Here is an 18,686-nt window from a genome sequence, read left to right as displayed (position 1 = left end):
ATTATTATGAAAAGAAAATTACCCAAAATTATCACAGCTTTTGTTGTGATGACAGTATCGTTTTCTGCTGCGGCACAGGTTGCTGACAAGCGGATTAACCAGAAAAACGTATCTGAAAATGGACAGCCTAGTTTAATTACCTTTAGCAATGAGTCGACTTACAAAGGGACAGATTCTCAAAAAGTTTTTAAAGAACAACTTGGATTAAAAGACAATCAGACTTTTAGAAAAGTAAGAACTGAAACGGACAGACAAGGTTATACACACGAAAAATTTCAATTGTACGAACAGGGAATCAAAGTAGAATTTGCTAATTATACACTGCATTCTCAAAACGGAAAGTTAGTTTCGATGAATGGAGAATACTACAATATTGAAAATGTAAAATTAACTCCAGCTCTTTCTCAACAAGAAGCTTTTAACAGAGCTCTTAGTCATACCAATGCAGCAGAATATCTTTGGGAAAAACCACAAGACGCAAAAGAGATTGGATATGAAAAACCTGTTGGAGAATTGGTGTTGCTGCCAGATATGGAACAACAGGGAGAACAAAGAACTACAGATAAAGTTCGTCTGGCTTACAAGTTTGATATTTATGCAACAAAGCCGTTAAGCCGCGGCGATTTGTATATAGATGCTCAAACAGGAAAAGCATTGTTTTATAATGCAACGATAAAGCATTTGAATGATAATGTTCATGCAAAGAAATTATCTTCATCAAAAAACGCAGATGCAAAAACGGCTTCAGCTAAAAAAACAATTGTGGCAGCAAATGCTGAAACACGTTACAGCGGTACACAAACTATAGAAACCACTTTGAGCGGTTCATCTTATATACTTTTAGACGGAACACGTGGTAACGGAATTCAAACGTATAATTCTGCCAGAACCGCAACTTATCCAACAACTAACTTTACAGACGCAGATAATAACTGGACGGCTGCAGAATATAATAATACCAACAAAGACAACGGGGCTCTTGATGCACATTGGGGAGCTGAAATGACTTACGATTATTGGTCTGCAGTGCATGGCAGAAATAGTTTTGACGATGCTGGAGCAAAAATTAGAAGTTATGTACATTACAATTTAATTGCCGCTGGATATTCAAGTAATAATAATGCTTTCTGGAATGGAAGTGTTATGACGTACGGCGACGGAAGCGGAACAGGCGGATTTGATATTTTAACTTCTTTAGACGTTGCTGGACACGAAATTGGTCATGCTATTTGTACTTATACTGCAAATCTGGCTTATCAAAAAGAATCTGGAGCGATGAACGAAGCTTTCTCAGATATCTGGGCGGCTTGTATTGAATATCGAGCGGCGCCAACGAAATCAATTTGGTTAGTGGGGGAGGATATTGAAAGAAGAAGCGGGCACGTTGCACTTCGTTCTATGAGTAACCCAAAATCAGAAGGACAGCCTGATACTTACGGAGGGACAAACTGGATCAATGTAAATTGTACGCCAACGGGCAATAATGATTATTGCGGGGTACATACTAATTCGGGAGTTTTTAACCACTGGTTTTATATTTTGGCTGTAGGTAAAACAGGTACAAATGACATAGGAAGTTCCTATAACGTTACAGGAATTGGAATTGATAAAGCGGCAAAAATTGCATTTCGATTAGAAGATGTTTATTTAACATCCAACTCTACTTTTGCAAATGCAAGAACATCGGGTATTCAGTCTGCAATTGACTTATATGGAGCAGGATCTGCAGAAGTTATTGCAACTACAAATGCATTTTATGCCATAGGTGTTGGAGCGGCATATACAGGATCAACAGATACTGCTGCGCCATCTGCACCAACAGCTTTAGCTGCTTCTGGAACAACAGGAACTACTACCAATTTGACTTGGACGGCTTCAACAGATAATGTTGCAGTAACGGGATATGATATTTACCAAGGAACAACTTTAAAAGGTTCGTCAACTACAACTTCGTATAACGTAACGGGATTAACAGCTTTAACGACTTACAGCTTTACTGTAAAAGCGAAAGATGCTGCTGGAAATGTTTCTGCTGCGAGCAATGCTGTAAGCGTAACTACTACGGCAGCAACAGTTTCTTACTGTACATCTCAAGGAAATAGTACTGCGGATGAAAGAATAAGCAAAGTTGTTTTTGGAACTATTAACAATACTTCAACTGGAACAACAGGTTATGAAAATTATACTTCACTTTCTACGAATGCTGCCAGAGGAAGCGCTTACACGATCACAATAACTCCGGTTTGGACATCCACAACTTATAATGAAGGTTATGCCGTATTTATTGACTATAACCAAGATGGTGATTTCACTGATTCTGGTGAAACAGTCTGGACAAAAACGGCGTCAAAAACTACTCCGGTAACAGGAACAATTACAATTCCGGCGACTGCGGTATTAGGAGCAACTAGAATGAGAGTTTCTATGAAATATAATGCCATTCCAACATCTTGTGAATCATTCTCATATGGACAAGTCGAAGATTATACCATAAATATTACGGCTTCGGGAACCATTGAAGCAGAACCAGTAACCGCAGGAATTGTTGAAATTGCTGAAACAGAAAGTTTTGCTTTGTATCCAAACCCGGTACAAAGTGAATTAAATATTTCAATTTCAGAAATAAACGGCTATTCTTATAAAATTATTAATACACTAGGACAGCAATTAGGTTCTGGACAAATTTCAGGACCAATTGATGTAAGCAATCTGAGTACAGGAATTTACCTGATCGAATTGAATAATGGTGCTAAAAAGATAATTAAGAAATTTGCTAAACTATAAAAAAACAAAAACCGCCATAAGGCGGTTTTTATTTTTTATAAACTTAGAGACTTTGTCCCTTTGTGTCTTTGAGACTTTGAAACTCCAAAAAACTACAAGTTAAATGAAGCTCCTAAACTAAAAGTTGCTTGATTGTTTAAGTGGTAAAAAGGATCGTTGTTAGAACCATATTTTGCAACTGGGAAACCAACTTCTGTGAAAACACCGAATCCGTCAGTAAAGAAGTAACGACCTCCTACATGAGCACCAAAATTATGTAAACCTAAGCTTAATCCAGGATAAACGTCTAATTGTTTTACGCCGATTACACTAGATAAGTTAGCGTTAATTCTTGCTTTTGCATCAAAACGATCGATAAATTCTGGTTTTTGATCGTTATATGGAGTTAAACTTCCATGATAAAAACCACTATAATTATCAACACCTAATAAATAGCTTGCAACAAAACCAAAAGAGAAATTTTCTCCCAAACCAAAATCAACTGATCCTTGAATTCCAGAACCTCCATCTTGAAGATTAGCACCAACATTTACTTTGATGTCACCTTTTCCCGAAAAGGCTTCTTGAGCATTAATAAATCCGAATGAAACTAAACACAAAAGTGTAATAACCTTTTTCATAAATTTTAATATTAATTATTTTGAGGCGCAAATGTAAATTTTAAATAATTTAATTCCTACCTTTTTCGTTAAAATACAGCTCATTTAACGGTTCGCTCTGCCAGTATTCCTTGGTATCGACATTCATAATCGTCAGAGGGCCCCTAAAGGCCGCTCCCGTGTCAACATTCCATACACAGGCCTTTTGTACCGGAACCGTTTTTCCGATTCGTGTTACTGGAGTATGTCCAATATAGATTTCATCATAAACCGTAAATCGCTTCGGATAGTTGATATCATCAGGTTTTAATTTTGGGTCCAGAGATAGAGCAGTTTCCCAAAGTGTTCTGTCCCAATAGAATAATTTCGAAAAATATTCCCATTTAACACCATTCAGATTCGTAAAACCAGCGTGTACAAACAAACGGTTCTGATCATCAAGATGATAATCTTGCAGGTTTTCCAGAAATGCTATATGGGCTTTCTTTTTTTCAGCAGAAATTTTCGCATAACTTTCAACAGTAGCTTTACCGCCATGTTTGTACCACATTTCCTCATCAAAGTTATCGTGTCTTTCTTCGAGCCAGTCCAATGCCAGCTGATCGTGATTTCCTCTAATGCAGATGCAGTTTTGTCTTCGCTTCAATTCGATTAAATAGTCAATTACTTCTACAGGCTGGCTCCAGCCGTCAACATAATCGCCTAAAAAAATCAGAGTATCTTCTGTAGTAACTTCGGCTCTTTTCATCACTTGTTCCAGTGCAAGTAATCCGCCGTGAATGTCACCTATAACAAATGTTCGCATTATTTAATTTTTCGTGTAGAACAACAAAAATAAAAAGAATAATCGGTTTGCACTCATCGAATCTCTATTCTTTAAAAATTGATATTATTTATAACTATCAACAAGGTTTTTTTATTGCTTTACTTTTTAAATTTGTAAAATGTCTGAAACGCCAACATATCGCAAGATTATCCATATTGATATGGACGCATTTTATGCATCTGTAGAACAAATGGACAATCCTGATCTGCGCGGCAAACCAGTTGCAGTAGGCGGTTCCGAAAATAGAGGAGTAGTATCTGCCGCAAGTTACGAAGCCAGAAAGTTTGGTGTCCGAAGTGCTATAAGTGGTGTCTTGGCCAAAAAATACTGTCCCGAAATTATTTTTGTACGGCCGCGTTTTGATCGGTATAAAGAAATATCATCCAAGATTCATAAGATATTTCACGAGTATACCGATTTAGTTGAACCTCTTTCGCTTGACGAAGCCTATTTAGATGTTACTCAAAATAAAAAAGGAAACCCCAGTGCGAGCCTTCTGGCTCAGGAAATTAGACAGCGAATTCTAAGCGAAGTCGGTTTGACCGCTTCGGCTGGAATTTCAGTCAACAAATTTGTTGCAAAAATTGCCAGTGATTATAATAAACCAAACGGACAGAAAACCGTAAATCCGGATGAAGTAGAGGCTTTTTTGGAAGATTTGCCTATTCGTAAATTTTATGGTGTCGGAAAAGTAACGACCGAGAAAATGTATCAGCTGGGAATTTTTACTGGAACCGATTTAAAAGCAAGGTCGTTAGAGTTTCTAGAAAAACACTTCGGAAAATCAGGCGTTTTTTATTATCACGTTGTTCGAGGCATTCACAACAGCGAGGTTAAACCTTCTAGAATAACCAAATCTGTCGCCGCAGAACATACCTTTGATGTCAATTTATCATCGGAGATTTTTATGCTCGAACAATTAGAAAGAATTGCAGCTTCTTTAGAAAAAAGGTTGAAAAAATATACTATTTCGGGAAAAACAGTGACCCTTAAGATTAAATACAGCGATTTTACCCAGCAGACAAGAAGCAAAACATTGCCCTATTTTATATCCGACAAAAGGCTGATCATGGAAACAGTGGAGGAATTATTGTATCAGGAAAAAATGAAAGATTCTGTACGATTGCTCGGAATTTCTTTAAGCAATCTCAATACAGAAGAAAAAAAAGCAGTTGTGGTGCAGTTAAAGTTTACCTTTTAATAACGATTTTTGCACATTAAATGTGGAAAACCGTAAAGATTTAAAGGGGATTCGGCTTATCTTTGAGTAAAAGATTGTCGGTCATTAAAATATTTTTGTATGAAAAACACTAATTATGAAGACTTTACACAGCGTAATTCTGTTCCAATACTGGCTTGGGATTTTCATTATGAATATGTAAATGAATTAAAAGCTTTGACGGCCGACTTAAAAAAAGTAAGTCAGATTTCGAGTCGCTTTGTTTGGGACGAAAAAAAACTAAATATCGAAGAAAGGATTAAAGAAGAGGTGGTTTTAATAACCGATTTAGATTTGACGATCGTTTTTGCTTCCAGCGGTATTAAAAAAATGACAGGATATAAAGAAGATGAAGTGCTGGGAAAAACGCCTAAAATGTTTCAAGGTCCTGAAACATCTAAAAAAACACTTAGTGAAATTAGAAAAGCGGTAAAACTTCAGATTCCTTTTGAGAAAACGCTCGATAACTACCGAAAAAATGGACAGACTTACAAGTGTATCATAAATGCTTTCCCTGTTTACAACCGTAAAGGTGTGCTGTCGCATTTTATCGCGTTTGAAAAGCAGGATATGAGTGCGTAAAGTTTTTTGCCGCAAAGGCACTAAGCCGCGAAGAATTTTTAAAGAATACTTTAGTTATAAAATAAAAGAAACCGCCTGTTGGCGGTTTTCTTATTATAAAATCTTTGCGACTTAATGCCTTTGCGGCAATCATTTCACTAAAGATTAGCAAAAAAATCATTTCCTTTATCATCTGTGATAATAAAAGCAGGGAAATCTTTTACTGTAATTTTTCGAACGGCTTCCATTCCTAATTCTTCAAAATCAACTACTTCAACTTTAAGAATATTATCTTGAGCAAGAATTGCGGCAGGACCTCCGATAGAACCTAAATAAAAACCTCCATATTTGTTACAAGCATCTGTTACCTGTTTGGTGCGGTTTCCTTTTGCAAGCATAATCATGCTGCCTCCGTTTTTCTGGAATTCATCTACATACACGTCCATACGGCCGGCAGTTGTAGGTCCAAAACTTCCCGAAGCCATTCCGTCTGGAGTTTTTGCAGGACCAGCGTAATAAACAGGATGATTTTTAAAATATTCAGGCATTGGTTTTCCAGCGTCTAGTAATTCTTTGATTTTTGCGTGAGCAATATCTCGTGCTACAATTACAGTTCCGTTTAGTTTTAAACGCGTTTTTACAGGATATTGAGAAAGCTTCGCAAGTATATCCGCCATTGGCTGATTCAGATCAATCTCTACCGGCGCTTCTAAATGCGGCGCTGTTTCTGGTAAAAACTGTTTTGGATTTACTTCTAACTGCTCAACAAAAATCCCATCTTTTGTAATTTTTCCTTTAATGTTTCGATCTGCAGAACAGGAAACGCCTAATCCGACCGGGCAGGAAGCTGCGTGGCGCGGAAGACGAATTACGCGTACATCATGCGTAAAATATTTACCTCCAAACTGTGCTCCGATAGCGCTCTCCTGACAGATTTTCTGAACACGTTCTTCCCATTCATGATCACGGAACGCCTGACCGGCCATATTTCCTGTAGTAGGAAGGTGATCGTAATATCCAGCAGATGCTTTTTTAACAGCACTTAAGTTTGCTTCTGCAGAAGTACCGCCGATTACCAAAGCCAGGTGATAAGGAGGACAAGCAGAAGTTCCTAAATCTTTGATCTTCGCACGAACAAATTCGTCCAAAGATTTTTCATTTAAAAGCGATTTAGTCTGTTGGTATAAATATGTTTTGTTGGCAGAACCTCCTCCTTTTGCCATAAACAAAAAGTCGTAAGAAGTTCCTTTTTTAGCATAAATATCAATTTGTGCCGGAAGATTTGATCCCGAATTCTTTTCTTCAAACATCGAAATCGGCACAATTTGAGAATAACGTAAATTGCGTTTTTGGTAGGTATTAAAAATACCGCGGCTCAACCATTCTGCATCATCAACACCAGTAAAGATGTTTTCTCCTTTTTTAGCCATAACAATTGCCGTTCCAGTATCCTGGCAGCTTGGTAATTGCCCCTCTGCTGCTACAGAAGCATTCTGAAGCAGATTGTAAGCCACAAAACGATCATTGTCTGTAGCCTCTGGGTCATCCAGAATGTTTTTTAGTTTTTGCAGGTGGGTCGTTCTAAGCATGAACGAAACATCTGTTAAAGCTTCTTCAGCCAATAATTCTAAACCTTTTGGGTCAACGGTCAAAACTTCACGTTCTCCAAACTGCTCTACCTTTACAAAATCTGAGGTGATTTTGCGGTACTGCGTATCATCCTTTAAGATTGGATAAGGATCTTGGTATATAAAATCAATCATTGCTTTGTTTTTTTTTACAAATTTAGAAATTATTTACCTAAGAAAGAATTTGAATAAGGGCTGCAGAGAGAGTTTTTACAATGCTTATTGCTGGTTATGAAATTCGTCAAAAGTCATTTTCTTTTCAAAATAAGGTTTGTCTTTTGATGAAAGAAGCATTTTTTTCCAACGATCGTCTTTTAATTCAAATGATATTGAATCGGAGTATTTTACAATCCCCATGTCCATATTATCATCCTCTGTAGGTTCAAATGCAACAGTTTTGCAATAAAAGGATTTTGGGCTGGAATCGCTTTCTGGGCTTACAATTTCGACCCAGCTTCCCCAGCCGCTGTCGGTCATGGTGTTCCACTGATGTATTAATTGTAAAGTATTGTTTTTAAGATAATACAAATAATTATCGTGCGTATAACCGCAGGCAGGGTAACCAACAGAAACTTGTATAAAAGGAGATTTTGAAGTGCCTTCTGAGTTTAGTCCGTATGAAGCCACCCATTCAGAACCTTTTTGAAAACCTGTAATTGTAATTTTTGAAGACGTAGTTTTGGTTTTATTCTGATAAAAATCCAATCGATATTTTGCCGTTACAATACTGTCTTTATCCGCTTTTTGTTCTATCAGATTGGCTAGAACATAATCAGCAGCAGATTCTTTTCCATCAGCATACATTGAAATAGTATCGGTTTTAATGATCTTTTCGTCTGCAGAAACAGCGCCGGTTTCCTGAGGAACGGGTAATTCAGTTGCTGATTCAGTGGTTTCCGTTTTTGTTTTTTGACATCCTATTAAAACAAATAAAAGGAGGATAGTGTGGATTTTCATGAGGTTAGATTAAAGATTCAAAAAATATATCTTTCGTTGTAATCGAGGATAAATTTATTCAGAAAATTTAAATATTCCTTGTTAAAATTTCGCTTTTTTATGAGGTCCTTTTTGGTTTTTCGTGTATTTAAAACACAATCATTCGGAGACTGATTGTAAGAGAACACACCATGACCCGCTCACTAATAAAATTTTGATTTTGTTAATGGATCGTAATTAATACATTTTGAAGATTATCGACAACGGATTAAAAAAACCAAGTCGCTACAAAAATAGCCGTAATCACACAGATTAAATCAACCAAAAGCATAGTGCCGAGCGCATAACGCGTATTTTTGATATTAACAGAACCAAAATAAACCGCAATTACATAAAAAGTACTTTCGGCACTGCACTGAAAAATACTGCTCAATCTTGCTGTCAAAGAATCTGCTCCAAAAGTATTCATCGAATCAATTAAAAATCCTCTTGATCCCGCAGAACTAAACGGACGTAACATCGCAACCGGGAGTGCGTTTGTGATTTCTTTGCTCACGCCCATATTCGAAAAAATAAATCCAATAGCATCACTTATAATTTCGAATAAACCGCTGTTTCTAAATAATGAAATTGCAACTAACATTCCTAAAACATAAGGAAAAATAGTAACTCCGGTTTTAACTCCGTTATTGGCTCCCACAACAAAAGTGTCAAAAACAGTCGTTTCGGCTTCTTTAAATTTTTTCTCATGTACAAAAGAGAAAATCAGTGTAAAAACAATAATAGCAAGTAAGATTAATCCAGAAAGATTAGAAGTGAAATAATTTTTTCCGATTAAATCCAGATGATTTACATACAGCAGCAAACCAACAATCGCTGCAATTAAAACCATTAAACCAATAACAAGCGAAGCACTTCTAAAATTGATTTTTTGTTTGATTCCCACAATTAAAAAGGCTGCAATAGTTCCGATAAACGACGTAATAATGCACGGCAGCATTACATCGGCCGGGTTACTTGCGTTTGCCGCAGCGCGATATCCGATGATAGAAGTAGCAATTAAAGTTAAACCAGAAGCGTGCAGACACATAAACATAATCTGTGCATCACTTGCTTTGTCCTTCTCGGGGTTAATTTCCTGTAAACTTTCCATCGCTTTAAGTCCAAATGGCGTTGCAGCCGAATCTAATCCGAGGAAATTCGCAGCAAAATTTAAAGTCATATACGAAATAGAAGGATGGTTTTTAGGAATAGTTGGAAACACCTTTACAAATACCGGACTCAGTGCTTTAGCCAATTTTCCAGATGCTCCGGAAACGATTAAAAGCTCCATTAATCCACAGAAAAAAGCCAGATAGGCAATAAGAGGCAGAATCAAATCTACCAAAGTGCTTTTGCAAGTTGGCAGTAAACCATCCGATTTTTGAAGACCGCTGTAAATTTTAACGGTTTTATTTTTGTAAACGTAAGTTGTGTCAGAATTAAGCGTGTCACGATTGATGATCATAGTTTGATCTGGCGCTTTTTGTATACTGTCTTTAATAAAAACAGGAAGTTCATGAATGTATTTTTCTGAAACTAAAATAGGATCGTCTTTCTTTCCATTCAAAACAGAATCAATAGTATAAGTGTTAGCCGTAAATAAACTGACTACAATAAAGACAATCGAAGAAATAAAAATCGCTAACCAAAATCTACTTAATACCATAATTCTAATTTTTTGTAAATGTAATTATTTAGCCAGAATATGCACAAAGATTTTAATTAATGAGACGGGAATTTGAAAGAGAACTATTAATCAATCACAATTTTCGTCTCCAAATAATTTTCAAGCAATTTGATTCCCTTGACTAAATCTTGTTTTTTGTCTGCGTCTGTTGCATTAAAAAACGCTGTTTCAATTTTTGCGTGATCCTTTTTTATGGTTCTTTTCCAAGTTCCAATGACTTTGCCGTTCTCGAGAATTATCGGTTTAAAAATGCCGTTATTGGTAAAAGCTTTCGATTGGTGTTCTAATAAAATTGAAGCTTCTCTGGTTTTATACGAAATCAAGATCTCATCAAAAGCCGGAAGAAAATGTACGCTTTCGCGAAAGCTCATCTCTTCTAAAAGCCCTTTTTTAAACCAATACTGCTGATTATCAATGGTAGTGTTTTCTAATTGCAACTCAATTGCTTTAATTGCGTTTTTGCAAATTGTCTGTGAAAAACCCGACCACCACGAAAAATCCTGTAAAGTTGCCGGGCCGTGGCTTTCAAAATATCGAAGGGCAAGTTTTGCTAATGCTTCTTCTTTTGTGAATTTGGTTGGTGGTTTTAAAACCCTTTCTTCCAATAAGGCATAGGTAATTTGTTTGTCTTTCATTTTTCCGTTGCAGACCAATCCATCCAGTTCGGCATTCATCATTACAATAACCGGAGATAAATCGCCTGTTTTCTTCTGAATACTCAGTTCCTGCATGATTTCTTCTCGCGTTAAATGATTATTTCCTGCGAGTAATTTTTCAATAGCGGTATTAACCTGATTAAGCTTATGGGTGTCATAGCCGTGCTGCAGTGCTGTGGAAGCAAAAAGACGTTTAACCTGAGATCCGGAAAGATCTAACATCCAGTAAATATCCTCTGCTGAAACAAAATGCCAGGTTGGCCGTAAAATATGGGTTCGAATAATTTTTGCGGAGTTTATCGCTTCTTCTATTTCTTTTTCGGTGGCATCACAACGAGATCCGACAGCCCATTTTGCCATTGCGTAATCCTGCGCCTGCATGGCTCCAAAATGCTTTACAATTTCTTCTGGCAGTAATTGACTCGTTTTATAAAGCTTTTGAGAAGCCAAACGGTAATGTGAAATTTCAGAATGCGTCATATTTTAAACCATATAAGTTATATAAGTAATTTAAGTTTGACCCTTAGCAAAAACCTTAGTGCCTCAGAATCTTAGAGACTCAGCACCTCAAAGCTATACATGAATTATTTCTTCTTCTATCAATAAATCTTCTCTACGCAGGCGAAGGAAAATCTGCGCCACGGCAATCGTATCTTTTTCACAATACGTAATAATTCGGTCTATGTCTTTTTCGACATAATATACGTGTGCTACCTGGCTTCCGTCAATATCGCCTTTTGGCGATGGAACCCCTAGGATCTTGGTCAGCAGTTTTAAAGAAGTAAAATGTTTGTAATCGCCAAACTTCCATAATTCAAGCGTATCCAAATGGGGTACTTCCCAAGGTTTTTTGCCAAATAAATTCAGTTTGTCTGGAATTGCCATTTGATTAATGATCATTCGGCGGGCAATAAACGGAATGTCAAATTCTTTAGAGTTATGCCCGCACATTAAATGCTGCGGCTGATTGAAATGATTGTTAATCAAATTAGAAAAGTCTTTTAAGATTTTCTTTTCTTCACCAAAAAATGAAGTAACTCTAAAATTCCGAATATCTCCTTTGATGGTAAAATACCCCACAGAGATACAAATAATCTTTCCGAATTCTGCCCAGATTCCTGCACGGTCATAAAATTCTTCGGGCGTAAAATCGTCTTTTCGCTGGTATTGCGTTTTCAAATCCCAAAGTGACTGCATTTCCGCGTCAAGCGAATTAAAATTCTCTTCTTCAGGAACGGTTTCTATATCAAGAAAGAGAATGTTGTTGAGGTTTATCTTTTCAATCATATTTTGCTATGGTCTTTTGCCACGAATTCACGAATTTATTTTGACTTTTTTATTGGATATAAATGTACACAAATTTGATTTTAGTATTTTTTTAAAGTACAAATAGAATGAATTTTCTTATATAAAAGTATTGAAATATAAGTTACTGAATTAATTAAAAAGAAAATTGGTGAATTCGTGGCTATAAAACTAAAACAAACTTTGCTGTGCAGATGGACTTTCATGTTCCAAAAGCCATTTTTTGCGAGACAAACCGCCGGCGTATCCAGTTAAAGATCCGTTTGTGCCAATAACACGATGGCAGGGAACCACAATCCAAAGCGGGTTTTTACCATTTGCAAAAGCTACAGCACGAATAGCTTTTGGATCGCCCATTTTTTTGGTCTGATCCATATAGCTTACCGTTTTTCCGTACGGAATTTCTAATAACGATTTCCAGACTTTCTGCTGGAATTCGGTTCCCTGCGGATTGAGCTTTAAATCGAAATCGGTTCTTTTACCTTCAAAATATTCGTTTAACTGCAAAACAGCTTGTTGTAAAACCTCTGGAACTTCTGTAGAAACTTCATTAGTCCCAACATCCGAAACAGAAATTACAGCAATACCGTTTTCATCTCCAATGATTTTGGTAATTCCTAATGGGGAATTGATGTAAACTGTTTCCATAGTTTAACTGCATTTTTAACCGCAAAGCCGCAAAGGTTTCTCGCAAAGTTCGCAAAGTTTTTTTAACCCCTATAAGTTACGTTGCAAAATTTACACAATTGTCAACCTGAGCGAAGTCGAAGGCTTGTAAAAACGAAAAGAGGTTTCGACTTTGCTCAGTCTGACATCTAAAACTAGTAAATTTCTAAATTAAACTTATAATTTAAAACGTTTTGGATTTTTTCGCTTGAAATAATCTTTTTAATATTTAATTTTTCAGTGCTGAATTTCGGTAAAGCTAAGTTTTGTTCCTTTGCTTTTTGGGTATAATATGCTTCTCTTGTCGGATGAAAAGGCGCCGCGGCATTGAAAACCTCATTCCATTTTGATTGGTTTATGATTTCTTCAATAATTAAAATGCAGTCATCCTGGTGAATTAAATTTACGGGCGCATCGGGGTTTTCCAGATTTTCTTTTCCGGCTAGAAACTTTACAGGATGCCGATCTTCGCCAATTAAACCTCCAAAACGCAAAACAGCCGTTTCAAAATTTTGGTTTTGAAGCAGTATATTTTCAGTAATAAGTAATTGTCTGCCGCTTTCGGTCTCGGGATTCGGAATTGTTTCTTCTGTGATCAATTCATTCTGATCTCCGTAAACGGAAGTAGAACTTACAAAAAGTACCTTTTTTATCGATGACTTTTCTATTGAAGGAATTACGTTTTGAATTTTTTTGACGAATTCCATTTCGGTAGAAACTGCATTTATTTCAGATTTTCTATTCAATTTTGGCGGAATATCAATGATTAAAATCTCGCTTTCCGCTAAGAAATCAATGACGTTTTCAGAAACACTTTCACTATTAAGAATCAGCAAAAACGGATTTATTCCAGCACTTTCTAAAGTTGAAAGTTTGTTTTCTGAGGTTGTAGAACCTTTTATCGAATATCCTTTTTCGATTAATCTTTTTGCTAAAGGAAATCCCAGCCAGCCGCAGCCTAAAATACTTATTTGTGTCATTTTTTTCTTTATGAGGTACAAAGTTACAAAGGTTCAGAGTTGCAAAGGTTTATTTTATGTTGATTGAAGCAGCAATGTATTCGCAAAAAGTAAATAAATCGACGGAATCTGTAAAATCTGCGTGAAATAAAAAATTTAGATCATTCTTAAAGTCGCAAGATTATCTATGCAAACTTGCAAATCTTTGTAGAGCTTCTTGTGGAGATTTCTCCTTCGTCGAAATGACAATAATGTGTAAAAAAACTGCATCTTAGCGGCTTAACAATAGTATTTTTTTACAAGGTCAATGTAAATCGCACTTTGTCTTTTCCTTTTGCGCCCATTCGGTTATAGAATTTAATCGCTCTTTCGTTAAACTGTGGTGTCTGCCACTGAATGTTAACACAGTTTTTTTGCTTTCCAATTTCTTTTAGTTTTTCGATTAACATCTCGCCAATTCCTAAACCTCTGGTTTCTTCCTCAAGAAACAAGCAGTCCATGTATAAAAAATCAGCAGCATCCCAAGTTGAAAAATCAATCGTATAGGATGCATAACCAACGATGGTTTCTTTTGCAGCAACTACCAGGCAGAATAGTTGTGGATTTTCACCAAAGAGGGCTTTTCTCAGCTTTTCTTCTTTTCCTTCTGGAGCATAATCGGCTTTTTCAAATTCGGCGTGTTTTTGACATAAAATAATGAGTTTCGGCAAATCGGCGATTTCGCAGTTTCTTATTGCATATTCCATTGCAGGTTGATTTCGGTTTGTAAAAAATTAATAAAATGCTGTAAGTAATCCGGATGATTTTCCTTGGCTCTTATGGCAACAAAATGTTTTCGTTTTAAACCATTTTTACCCACTTTCACTGCTTTAATAGGGTTGTTTTTTAAATACGGCTGTAAGGCCCATTTTGCCATTGACATCACGCCCATATCTGCTTTGACCATTTCGACGCAGGCTTCGGTCAGCGGTAATGGGGTTATTTTTCTAGGATTGACCTTGGCTGGAGCCAAAATGAACTGATGTATGGTCACGGTTTCTAACGGAAGGGAATGTATTAGTAAATGCTCGTTTGCAAAATCTTCGGCAACGACATATTTTTTGTCTGCCCAAGGATGATTTTCAGAAACTACCATGACCACTTCGTCCTGAAAAAGCTCGGTATATTTGATGTTATGGTCTTTGATGGTATCGCTTACAATCGCAATGTCAATCGTATGGTCTAAAAGTTTTTGAAGCGGTATATGAGTTGCTTCGGTTATGATCTTAAGTTCAACATTTGGATATAAAAGCTGAAACTGTTTTAAAACCGACGGAAGCCAATGATAACCCGAGAAACATTCGGTGCTGATTCTGATCTCGCCCTGTTCCCCGTAAACCATTTGTTTGATCTGCGTTTGAGTTTGTGCGAGTTTGTCGAGAACTTCGTTGGCGAGTTCATAGATTTTTTCACCAGCTTTGGTCAGAATCAACTTTTTATTTGCTCTCAAAAAAATAGCCGTTCCCAATTGAGATTCTGCTTCTTTGAGCTGATGACTCAAAGCCGATTGTGTCAAATGAAGTTTATCGATCGCTTTGGTAATGCTGCCTTCTTCGACAATTGCTTTTATTAATCTTAAATGACGAATTTCCATTTTTTGCGGGTGGTTTATGCAAAGGAACAAAATTTTGAATTGGCTTTTACATGAAAAAAAGTAATCAACTTCATGAATTCTTTTCGTTTTTATGAGAATGTATACTGCGGTACTTTTGAAAAATGAAATCAATAAAATTCTAAGAAATGGAAGCACAAATTAAACATTATGAAAACAAACTGGCCTTTGAAATGGATCCGTCCGATTTGTTTGATGCCCTTAAAAATGGCGAGAAAGTAATTGCGATTGATGCAAGAAAAGCTTTTGGTTTTGAGGCAGAACATATTCCGAATGCGATTAATATACCGCATCGCGAAATGAATCTGGAAACCACAAAACATTTGGATCGTGATATTTTGTACGTTACGTATTGCGACGGAATTGGATGCAACGCTTCTACAAAGGGCGCTTTGAATATGGCGAAACTGGGTTTTAAAGTAAAAGAATTAATTGGCGGTATCGAGTGGTGGAAGTTTGATGGTTATGCAACCGAAGGCGTAAAAGGACAGCAGACAGGTTTGAAAATAGAATGTGCGTGCTAAAAAAAGAAAGCAGACTTTAACCAAAGTCTGCTTTTTTTATATCTTCTAAAGATTTGTTAACCGTTCTATTAGTACAACCGCTGCTATTATAATCCCGATTAGCAAGTAAAACTGTTGACTAATAGAATCATATTGAAGGAAGTAGTCTTTTTTTGAAAATCCTTTTTTAGCATTAATTGATCTGTACATCAAAAAACATAAAACAAAAAGTAAAAGGAACAATGTTGTTAAATCCGGACCTTCCATAATTTATTATTACGGTTGAACTGGTTTTAGACTGTCTTTTACAATTGCTGTGCTGTCTACTGCCGGCGCAGTTTGGAGCGGCGCAATAGGTTCTGTATATCGTTTTATTTTCTGCTGAATCATTACGGCATCGTTTAAAACAAATGGTGTCGGCATCATCCAGTCGCTTCTTGGTTTTACTTTTAAAAGCGGATTGGTCATTAAATCGAAAGAACTTTCTATTAAATCCATATCAAAGACAGATGATTTATTAATGTAGAATTCCATTTCAAGCGGTTCGTTTGCAACAACATAATAACAAATTATTTTGGTTCCCTCTCGCTCTAAACGGTTTCCTTTTTGATCAGAAGTAGCAACGCCATTTGCTTTGAAATTATAAAATGTCATTTTTGGATTGGCGTAGATGTCGTAACGGTTTACTTTTCTATTGGGAGTAATTCGGATTTTTAAATACCTGTTAGCACCAATAACACTGTCTTTTAGAAATGCAATTGTAGGTTTAGGCACCTCAATAACAGGAGCAACAGCACTGTATGTAAAACTTGTATTGTATTTACTTGAAATTGGAAGAGCATTTAAACCAACTGCTTTTTGGTTTTTCTCACCCAAATAACTTTTGGTCCATTCGTCTAAATTAGTGTCATAAGTTGCCCAGGCAGCACTATTATTGTCTGCATTGTAAATATACAGAAGGCTGTTCGATTTTGCTTTTCCATATTCGTATCCAGAATGATATCCGGCGTAAATAAAAAATCCGATCGATGCTGCAAAGAAAACCATGATCCATGCCCCTTTTTTAGCAAAGGCGCCAAAAACAGGCAGTAGTAAGCCGAATAATAAAACGGTTAAAATAGCACTTCCGTAAAGAATCTTTAGTCCTAAGCCAATAGGAAACATTACAATAAACGGAGCGATGATCGCCAAAGCTGGAATGCTGAAAATTAAATTGATCCCTAAACTATAATGCTGTGTGAAGACAAATAGTGCAAAAAGAATGATTCCAAAATAAACTGGTATAATTAAGAAACCAGCGCCGGTTAAGCTGTTTGCTAAGAAAGCATTGATGATAATCCAAAGTAAAAGAGGCGCAACAAAATGATTCATTGTGATTTTTGCCTCAGAAAAATGATGGTAGAAAGCCAGACAGATTGCGATACTTAAAGTTACAAAAGCGCCAATATACGCATGACCATTATAAGTAAATCCGTTTAAAAGATCGGAATACTGCGGATAAACTTCTAATATAATTTTCCACCCCAGGAAAGTAACAAGTCCTGCGATAATTAAGGATCCCAAAAGCGGTACAAAACCTTTGAAGATTTCTCTAAATGAGATAATTCGTTTCGCTTTTCCGATAAAAAGCATCAGAACCAATAGTCCAAAAGCGATAAGTGTCATTGGCATTACCCAAGAAAATGGATAAGTGATGAATGAAAACGGAACGCTGAAATAAACATTATCCTGAGCAGATTCTGTTTTCGTAAGATCGATGTTGGCGAAGTACTTTAACAAAGGCATTAAATAAGTACCTTGATGTGCCAAGGTTGTTTTGTTTAAATGCTGTACGTCATCTTGCTGTGTATGATAATTAAAATGCCCGTCTATAAAAGCAAAATTAAAACCTTGAATATTGCCTTGTTCTCTAAAAACGGTTAGATCGGTATCATTTGGCAGCATTTTGTAAATACTGTACATTAAAGAGTTTGAAACCGGATAAGAAGTTTTAGCATTAGAAAATTCTTTAATCAAAGCTTCGTTTCCTTTATTGGTTTCCAAAAGCATGTAACTTGGTCCAGAAGTTCCTCTTGCTTCAAAATTTAAAACCAAACCAACATCTTTTGCCCAAGGATGTTTGTTTACAAATAATGCAGCTCCATTTAAACCCAATTCTTCTGCATCAGAAAATAAAATAATGATATCGTTTTTCTGCGGATGCTTTGCATATAAAAAAGCCCTTATTCCCTCTAAAATTGTTGCTACTCCAGAAGCGTCGTCACTGGCACCTTTTGAAAAAGAATGCGGTGCACTATCATAATGAGAAAGTAATAAAAGCGCTTTGGTATTTTGAGTCCCTTTGATTCGCGCCAGAATATTTTTAGATTTTACCAATAAACCTTTGTCATTTAAGGTAAAACCTTCTTGAACACTCGTTTCTAAACCAATTCTGTTAAGTTCCAGTTTCAAGTAATTGGCAACTTGTTCGTGGTTAGTTGACCCCACATAATGCGGTTTCTGTGCAATGATTTCGACTTGATTGAGTGCTCTTTCGGTCGAAAATTCTGCTAAAGCTTCTTCATCTTTAGAAATACCTTGCGGCATCATTGTAATGTAGATTAGAGCTAGAATCGCTAAAATACCGATTATGGCTAGAATGGAGTTCTGGTTTTTTCTCATGGT

The 18,686-nt window shown here is 36.4% G+C and carries 16 protein-coding genes; 4 read left to right on the top strand and 12 right to left on the bottom strand.

The genetic code is table 11. The annotated features are described in order from the left end of the window. Positions 1-6: 6 nt before the first annotated feature. A complete protein-coding gene (locus C4F50_RS21400; protein WP_194140682.1) occupies positions 7-2,784 on the top strand; it encodes a M4 family metallopeptidase in 2,778 nt (925 codons plus the stop codon). A gap of 92 nt (positions 2,785-2,876) precedes the next feature. Here the strand turns inward: C4F50_RS21400 and C4F50_RS21395 are convergent, their stop codons facing one another. Beyond that, positions 2,877-3,404 carry a DUF6646 family protein gene (locus C4F50_RS21395; RefSeq protein WP_194140681.1) on the bottom strand — a complete coding sequence of 176 codons (528 nt, stop codon included), beginning with the start codon at positions 3,402-3,404 and terminating at the stop codon, positions 2,877-2,879. A gap of 49 nt (positions 3,405-3,453) precedes the next feature. Next, entirely contained in the window at positions 3,454-4,188 is a 735-nt protein-coding gene (locus C4F50_RS21390) for a metallophosphoesterase family protein (RefSeq protein WP_194140680.1), read from the bottom strand. A gap of 139 nt (positions 4,189-4,327) precedes the next feature. Here C4F50_RS21390 and dinB point away from each other — a divergent pair, with 139 nt between their 5' ends. Then, a complete protein-coding gene (gene dinB, locus C4F50_RS21385) occupies positions 4,328-5,410 on the top strand; it encodes a DNA polymerase IV (RefSeq protein WP_194140679.1) in 1,083 nt (360 codons plus the stop codon). 99 nt (positions 5,411-5,509) lie between these two features. Next, positions 5,510-6,010, top strand: coding sequence for a PAS domain-containing protein (locus C4F50_RS21380; protein ID WP_194140678.1), 501 nt, complete (start codon positions 5,510-5,512; stop codon positions 6,008-6,010). A 137-nt stretch (positions 6,011-6,147) separates the two neighbouring features. On the opposite strand, the gene C4F50_RS21375 is transcribed toward C4F50_RS21380, so the two are convergent. The 9 genes from C4F50_RS21375 to C4F50_RS21335 all read right to left on the bottom strand — a co-directional run bounded on the left by C4F50_RS21375 (position 6,148) and on the right by C4F50_RS21335 (position 15,501). Beyond that, on the bottom strand, positions 6,148-7,752 hold the full coding sequence (locus C4F50_RS21375; RefSeq protein ID WP_194140677.1) for a fumarate hydratase: 1,605 nt from the start codon (positions 7,750-7,752) through the stop codon (positions 6,148-6,150). Positions 7,753-7,836: 84 nt separating this feature from the next. Beyond that, positions 7,837-8,574: a hypothetical protein gene (locus C4F50_RS21370; protein WP_194140676.1), complete on the bottom strand. Its 738-nt coding sequence runs from the start codon at positions 8,572-8,574 to the stop codon at positions 7,837-7,839. Between the two features lie 247 nt (positions 8,575-8,821). Beyond that, positions 8,822-10,261 (bottom strand): nucleoside recognition domain-containing protein, encoded by a 1,440-nt coding sequence (locus tag C4F50_RS21365; protein WP_194140675.1) that lies wholly within the window; start codon positions 10,259-10,261, stop codon positions 8,822-8,824. 86 nt (positions 10,262-10,347) lie between these two features. Next, positions 10,348-11,418 carry a winged helix DNA-binding domain-containing protein gene (locus C4F50_RS21360; protein ID WP_194140674.1) on the bottom strand — a complete coding sequence of 357 codons (1,071 nt, stop codon included), beginning with the start codon at positions 11,416-11,418 and terminating at the stop codon, positions 10,348-10,350. A gap of 93 nt (positions 11,419-11,511) precedes the next feature. Continuing rightward, entirely contained in the window at positions 11,512-12,225 is a 714-nt protein-coding gene (locus tag C4F50_RS21355) for a 3'-5' exonuclease (RefSeq protein WP_194140673.1), read from the bottom strand. 189 nt (positions 12,226-12,414) lie between these two features. Next, positions 12,415-12,891 carry a methylated-DNA--[protein]-cysteine S-methyltransferase gene (locus C4F50_RS21350; RefSeq protein ID WP_194140672.1) on the bottom strand — a complete coding sequence of 159 codons (477 nt, stop codon included), beginning with the start codon at positions 12,889-12,891 and terminating at the stop codon, positions 12,415-12,417. A gap of 173 nt (positions 12,892-13,064) precedes the next feature. After that, positions 13,065-13,889, bottom strand: a complete 825-nt coding sequence (locus C4F50_RS21345; RefSeq protein ID WP_194140671.1) for an SDR family oxidoreductase — start codon at positions 13,887-13,889, stop codon at positions 13,065-13,067. Positions 13,890-14,164: 275 nt separating this feature from the next. Continuing rightward, positions 14,165-14,614, bottom strand: coding sequence for a GNAT family N-acetyltransferase (locus C4F50_RS21340; RefSeq protein WP_194140670.1), 450 nt, complete (start codon positions 14,612-14,614; stop codon positions 14,165-14,167). Further along, positions 14,599-15,501 (bottom strand): LysR family transcriptional regulator, encoded by a 903-nt coding sequence (locus tag C4F50_RS21335; RefSeq protein WP_194140669.1) that lies wholly within the window; start codon positions 15,499-15,501, stop codon positions 14,599-14,601. Before C4F50_RS21335 ends, C4F50_RS21340 begins: the two co-directional genes overlap by 16 nt. Before the next feature lie 146 nt (positions 15,502-15,647). Here C4F50_RS21335 and C4F50_RS21330 point away from each other — a divergent pair, with 146 nt between their 5' ends. Beyond that, positions 15,648-16,043, top strand: a complete 396-nt coding sequence (locus C4F50_RS21330) for a rhodanese-like domain-containing protein (RefSeq protein WP_194140668.1) — start codon at positions 15,648-15,650, stop codon at positions 16,041-16,043. Between the two features lie 255 nt (positions 16,044-16,298). Here the strand turns inward: C4F50_RS21330 and C4F50_RS21325 are convergent, their stop codons facing one another. Continuing rightward, complete coding sequence (locus C4F50_RS21325) at positions 16,299-18,683, bottom strand: M28 family peptidase (protein ID WP_194140667.1); 2,385 nt, start codon at positions 18,681-18,683, stop codon at positions 16,299-16,301. Between the last annotated feature and the right edge of the window lie 3 nt (positions 18,684-18,686).

The organism is Flavobacterium hungaricum (assembly GCF_015182285.1).
Lineage (GTDB): Bacteria > Bacteroidota > Bacteroidia > Flavobacteriales > Flavobacteriaceae > Flavobacterium > Flavobacterium hungaricum.
The sequence above is the reverse complement of the archived record's forward strand: the minus strand, read 5'-3'. Positions and strand labels throughout refer to the sequence as shown.

What these genes read in the sequence shown, in the direction of transcription:
- C4F50_RS21325 (WP_194140667.1), bottom strand. Translation starts at nt 18,683, where the DNA reads ATGAGAAAAAACCAGAACTCCATTCTAGCCATAATCGGTATTTTAGCG.
- C4F50_RS21345 (WP_194140671.1), bottom strand. Translation starts at nt 13,889, where the DNA reads ATGACACAAATAAGTATTTTAGGCTGCGGCTGGCTGGGATTTCCTTTA.
- C4F50_RS21330 (WP_194140668.1), top strand. Translation starts at nt 15,648, where the DNA reads ATGGAAGCACAAATTAAACATTATGAAAACAAACTGGCCTTTGAAATG.
- dinB (WP_194140679.1), top strand. Translation starts at nt 4,328, where the DNA reads ATGTCTGAAACGCCAACATATCGCAAGATTATCCATATTGATATGGAC.
- C4F50_RS21355 (WP_194140673.1), bottom strand. Translation starts at nt 12,225, where the DNA reads ATGATTGAAAAGATAAACCTCAACAACATTCTCTTTCTTGATATAGAA.
- C4F50_RS21390 (WP_194140680.1), bottom strand. Translation starts at nt 4,188, where the DNA reads ATGCGAACATTTGTTATAGGTGACATTCACGGCGGATTACTTGCACTG.
- C4F50_RS21380 (WP_194140678.1), top strand. Translation starts at nt 5,510, where the DNA reads ATGAAAAACACTAATTATGAAGACTTTACACAGCGTAATTCTGTTCCA.
- C4F50_RS21365 (WP_194140675.1), bottom strand. Translation starts at nt 10,261, where the DNA reads ATGGTATTAAGTAGATTTTGGTTAGCGATTTTTATTTCTTCGATTGTC.
- C4F50_RS21340 (WP_194140670.1), bottom strand. Translation starts at nt 14,614, where the DNA reads ATGGAATATGCAATAAGAAACTGCGAAATCGCCGATTTGCCGAAACTC.
- C4F50_RS21370 (WP_194140676.1), bottom strand. Translation starts at nt 8,574, where the DNA reads ATGAAAATCCACACTATCCTCCTTTTATTTGTTTTAATAGGATGTCAA.
- C4F50_RS21375 (WP_194140677.1), bottom strand. Translation starts at nt 7,752, where the DNA reads ATGATTGATTTTATATACCAAGATCCTTATCCAATCTTAAAGGATGAT.
- C4F50_RS21335 (WP_194140669.1), bottom strand. Translation starts at nt 15,501, where the DNA reads ATGGAAATTCGTCATTTAAGATTAATAAAAGCAATTGTCGAAGAAGGC.
- C4F50_RS21400 (WP_194140682.1), top strand. Translation starts at nt 7, where the DNA reads ATGAAAAGAAAATTACCCAAAATTATCACAGCTTTTGTTGTGATGACA.
- C4F50_RS21350 (WP_194140672.1), bottom strand. Translation starts at nt 12,891, where the DNA reads ATGGAAACAGTTTACATCAATTCCCCATTAGGAATTACCAAAATCATT.
- C4F50_RS21360 (WP_194140674.1), bottom strand. Translation starts at nt 11,418, where the DNA reads ATGACGCATTCTGAAATTTCACATTACCGTTTGGCTTCTCAAAAGCTT.
- C4F50_RS21395 (WP_194140681.1), bottom strand. Translation starts at nt 3,404, where the DNA reads ATGAAAAAGGTTATTACACTTTTGTGTTTAGTTTCATTCGGATTTATT.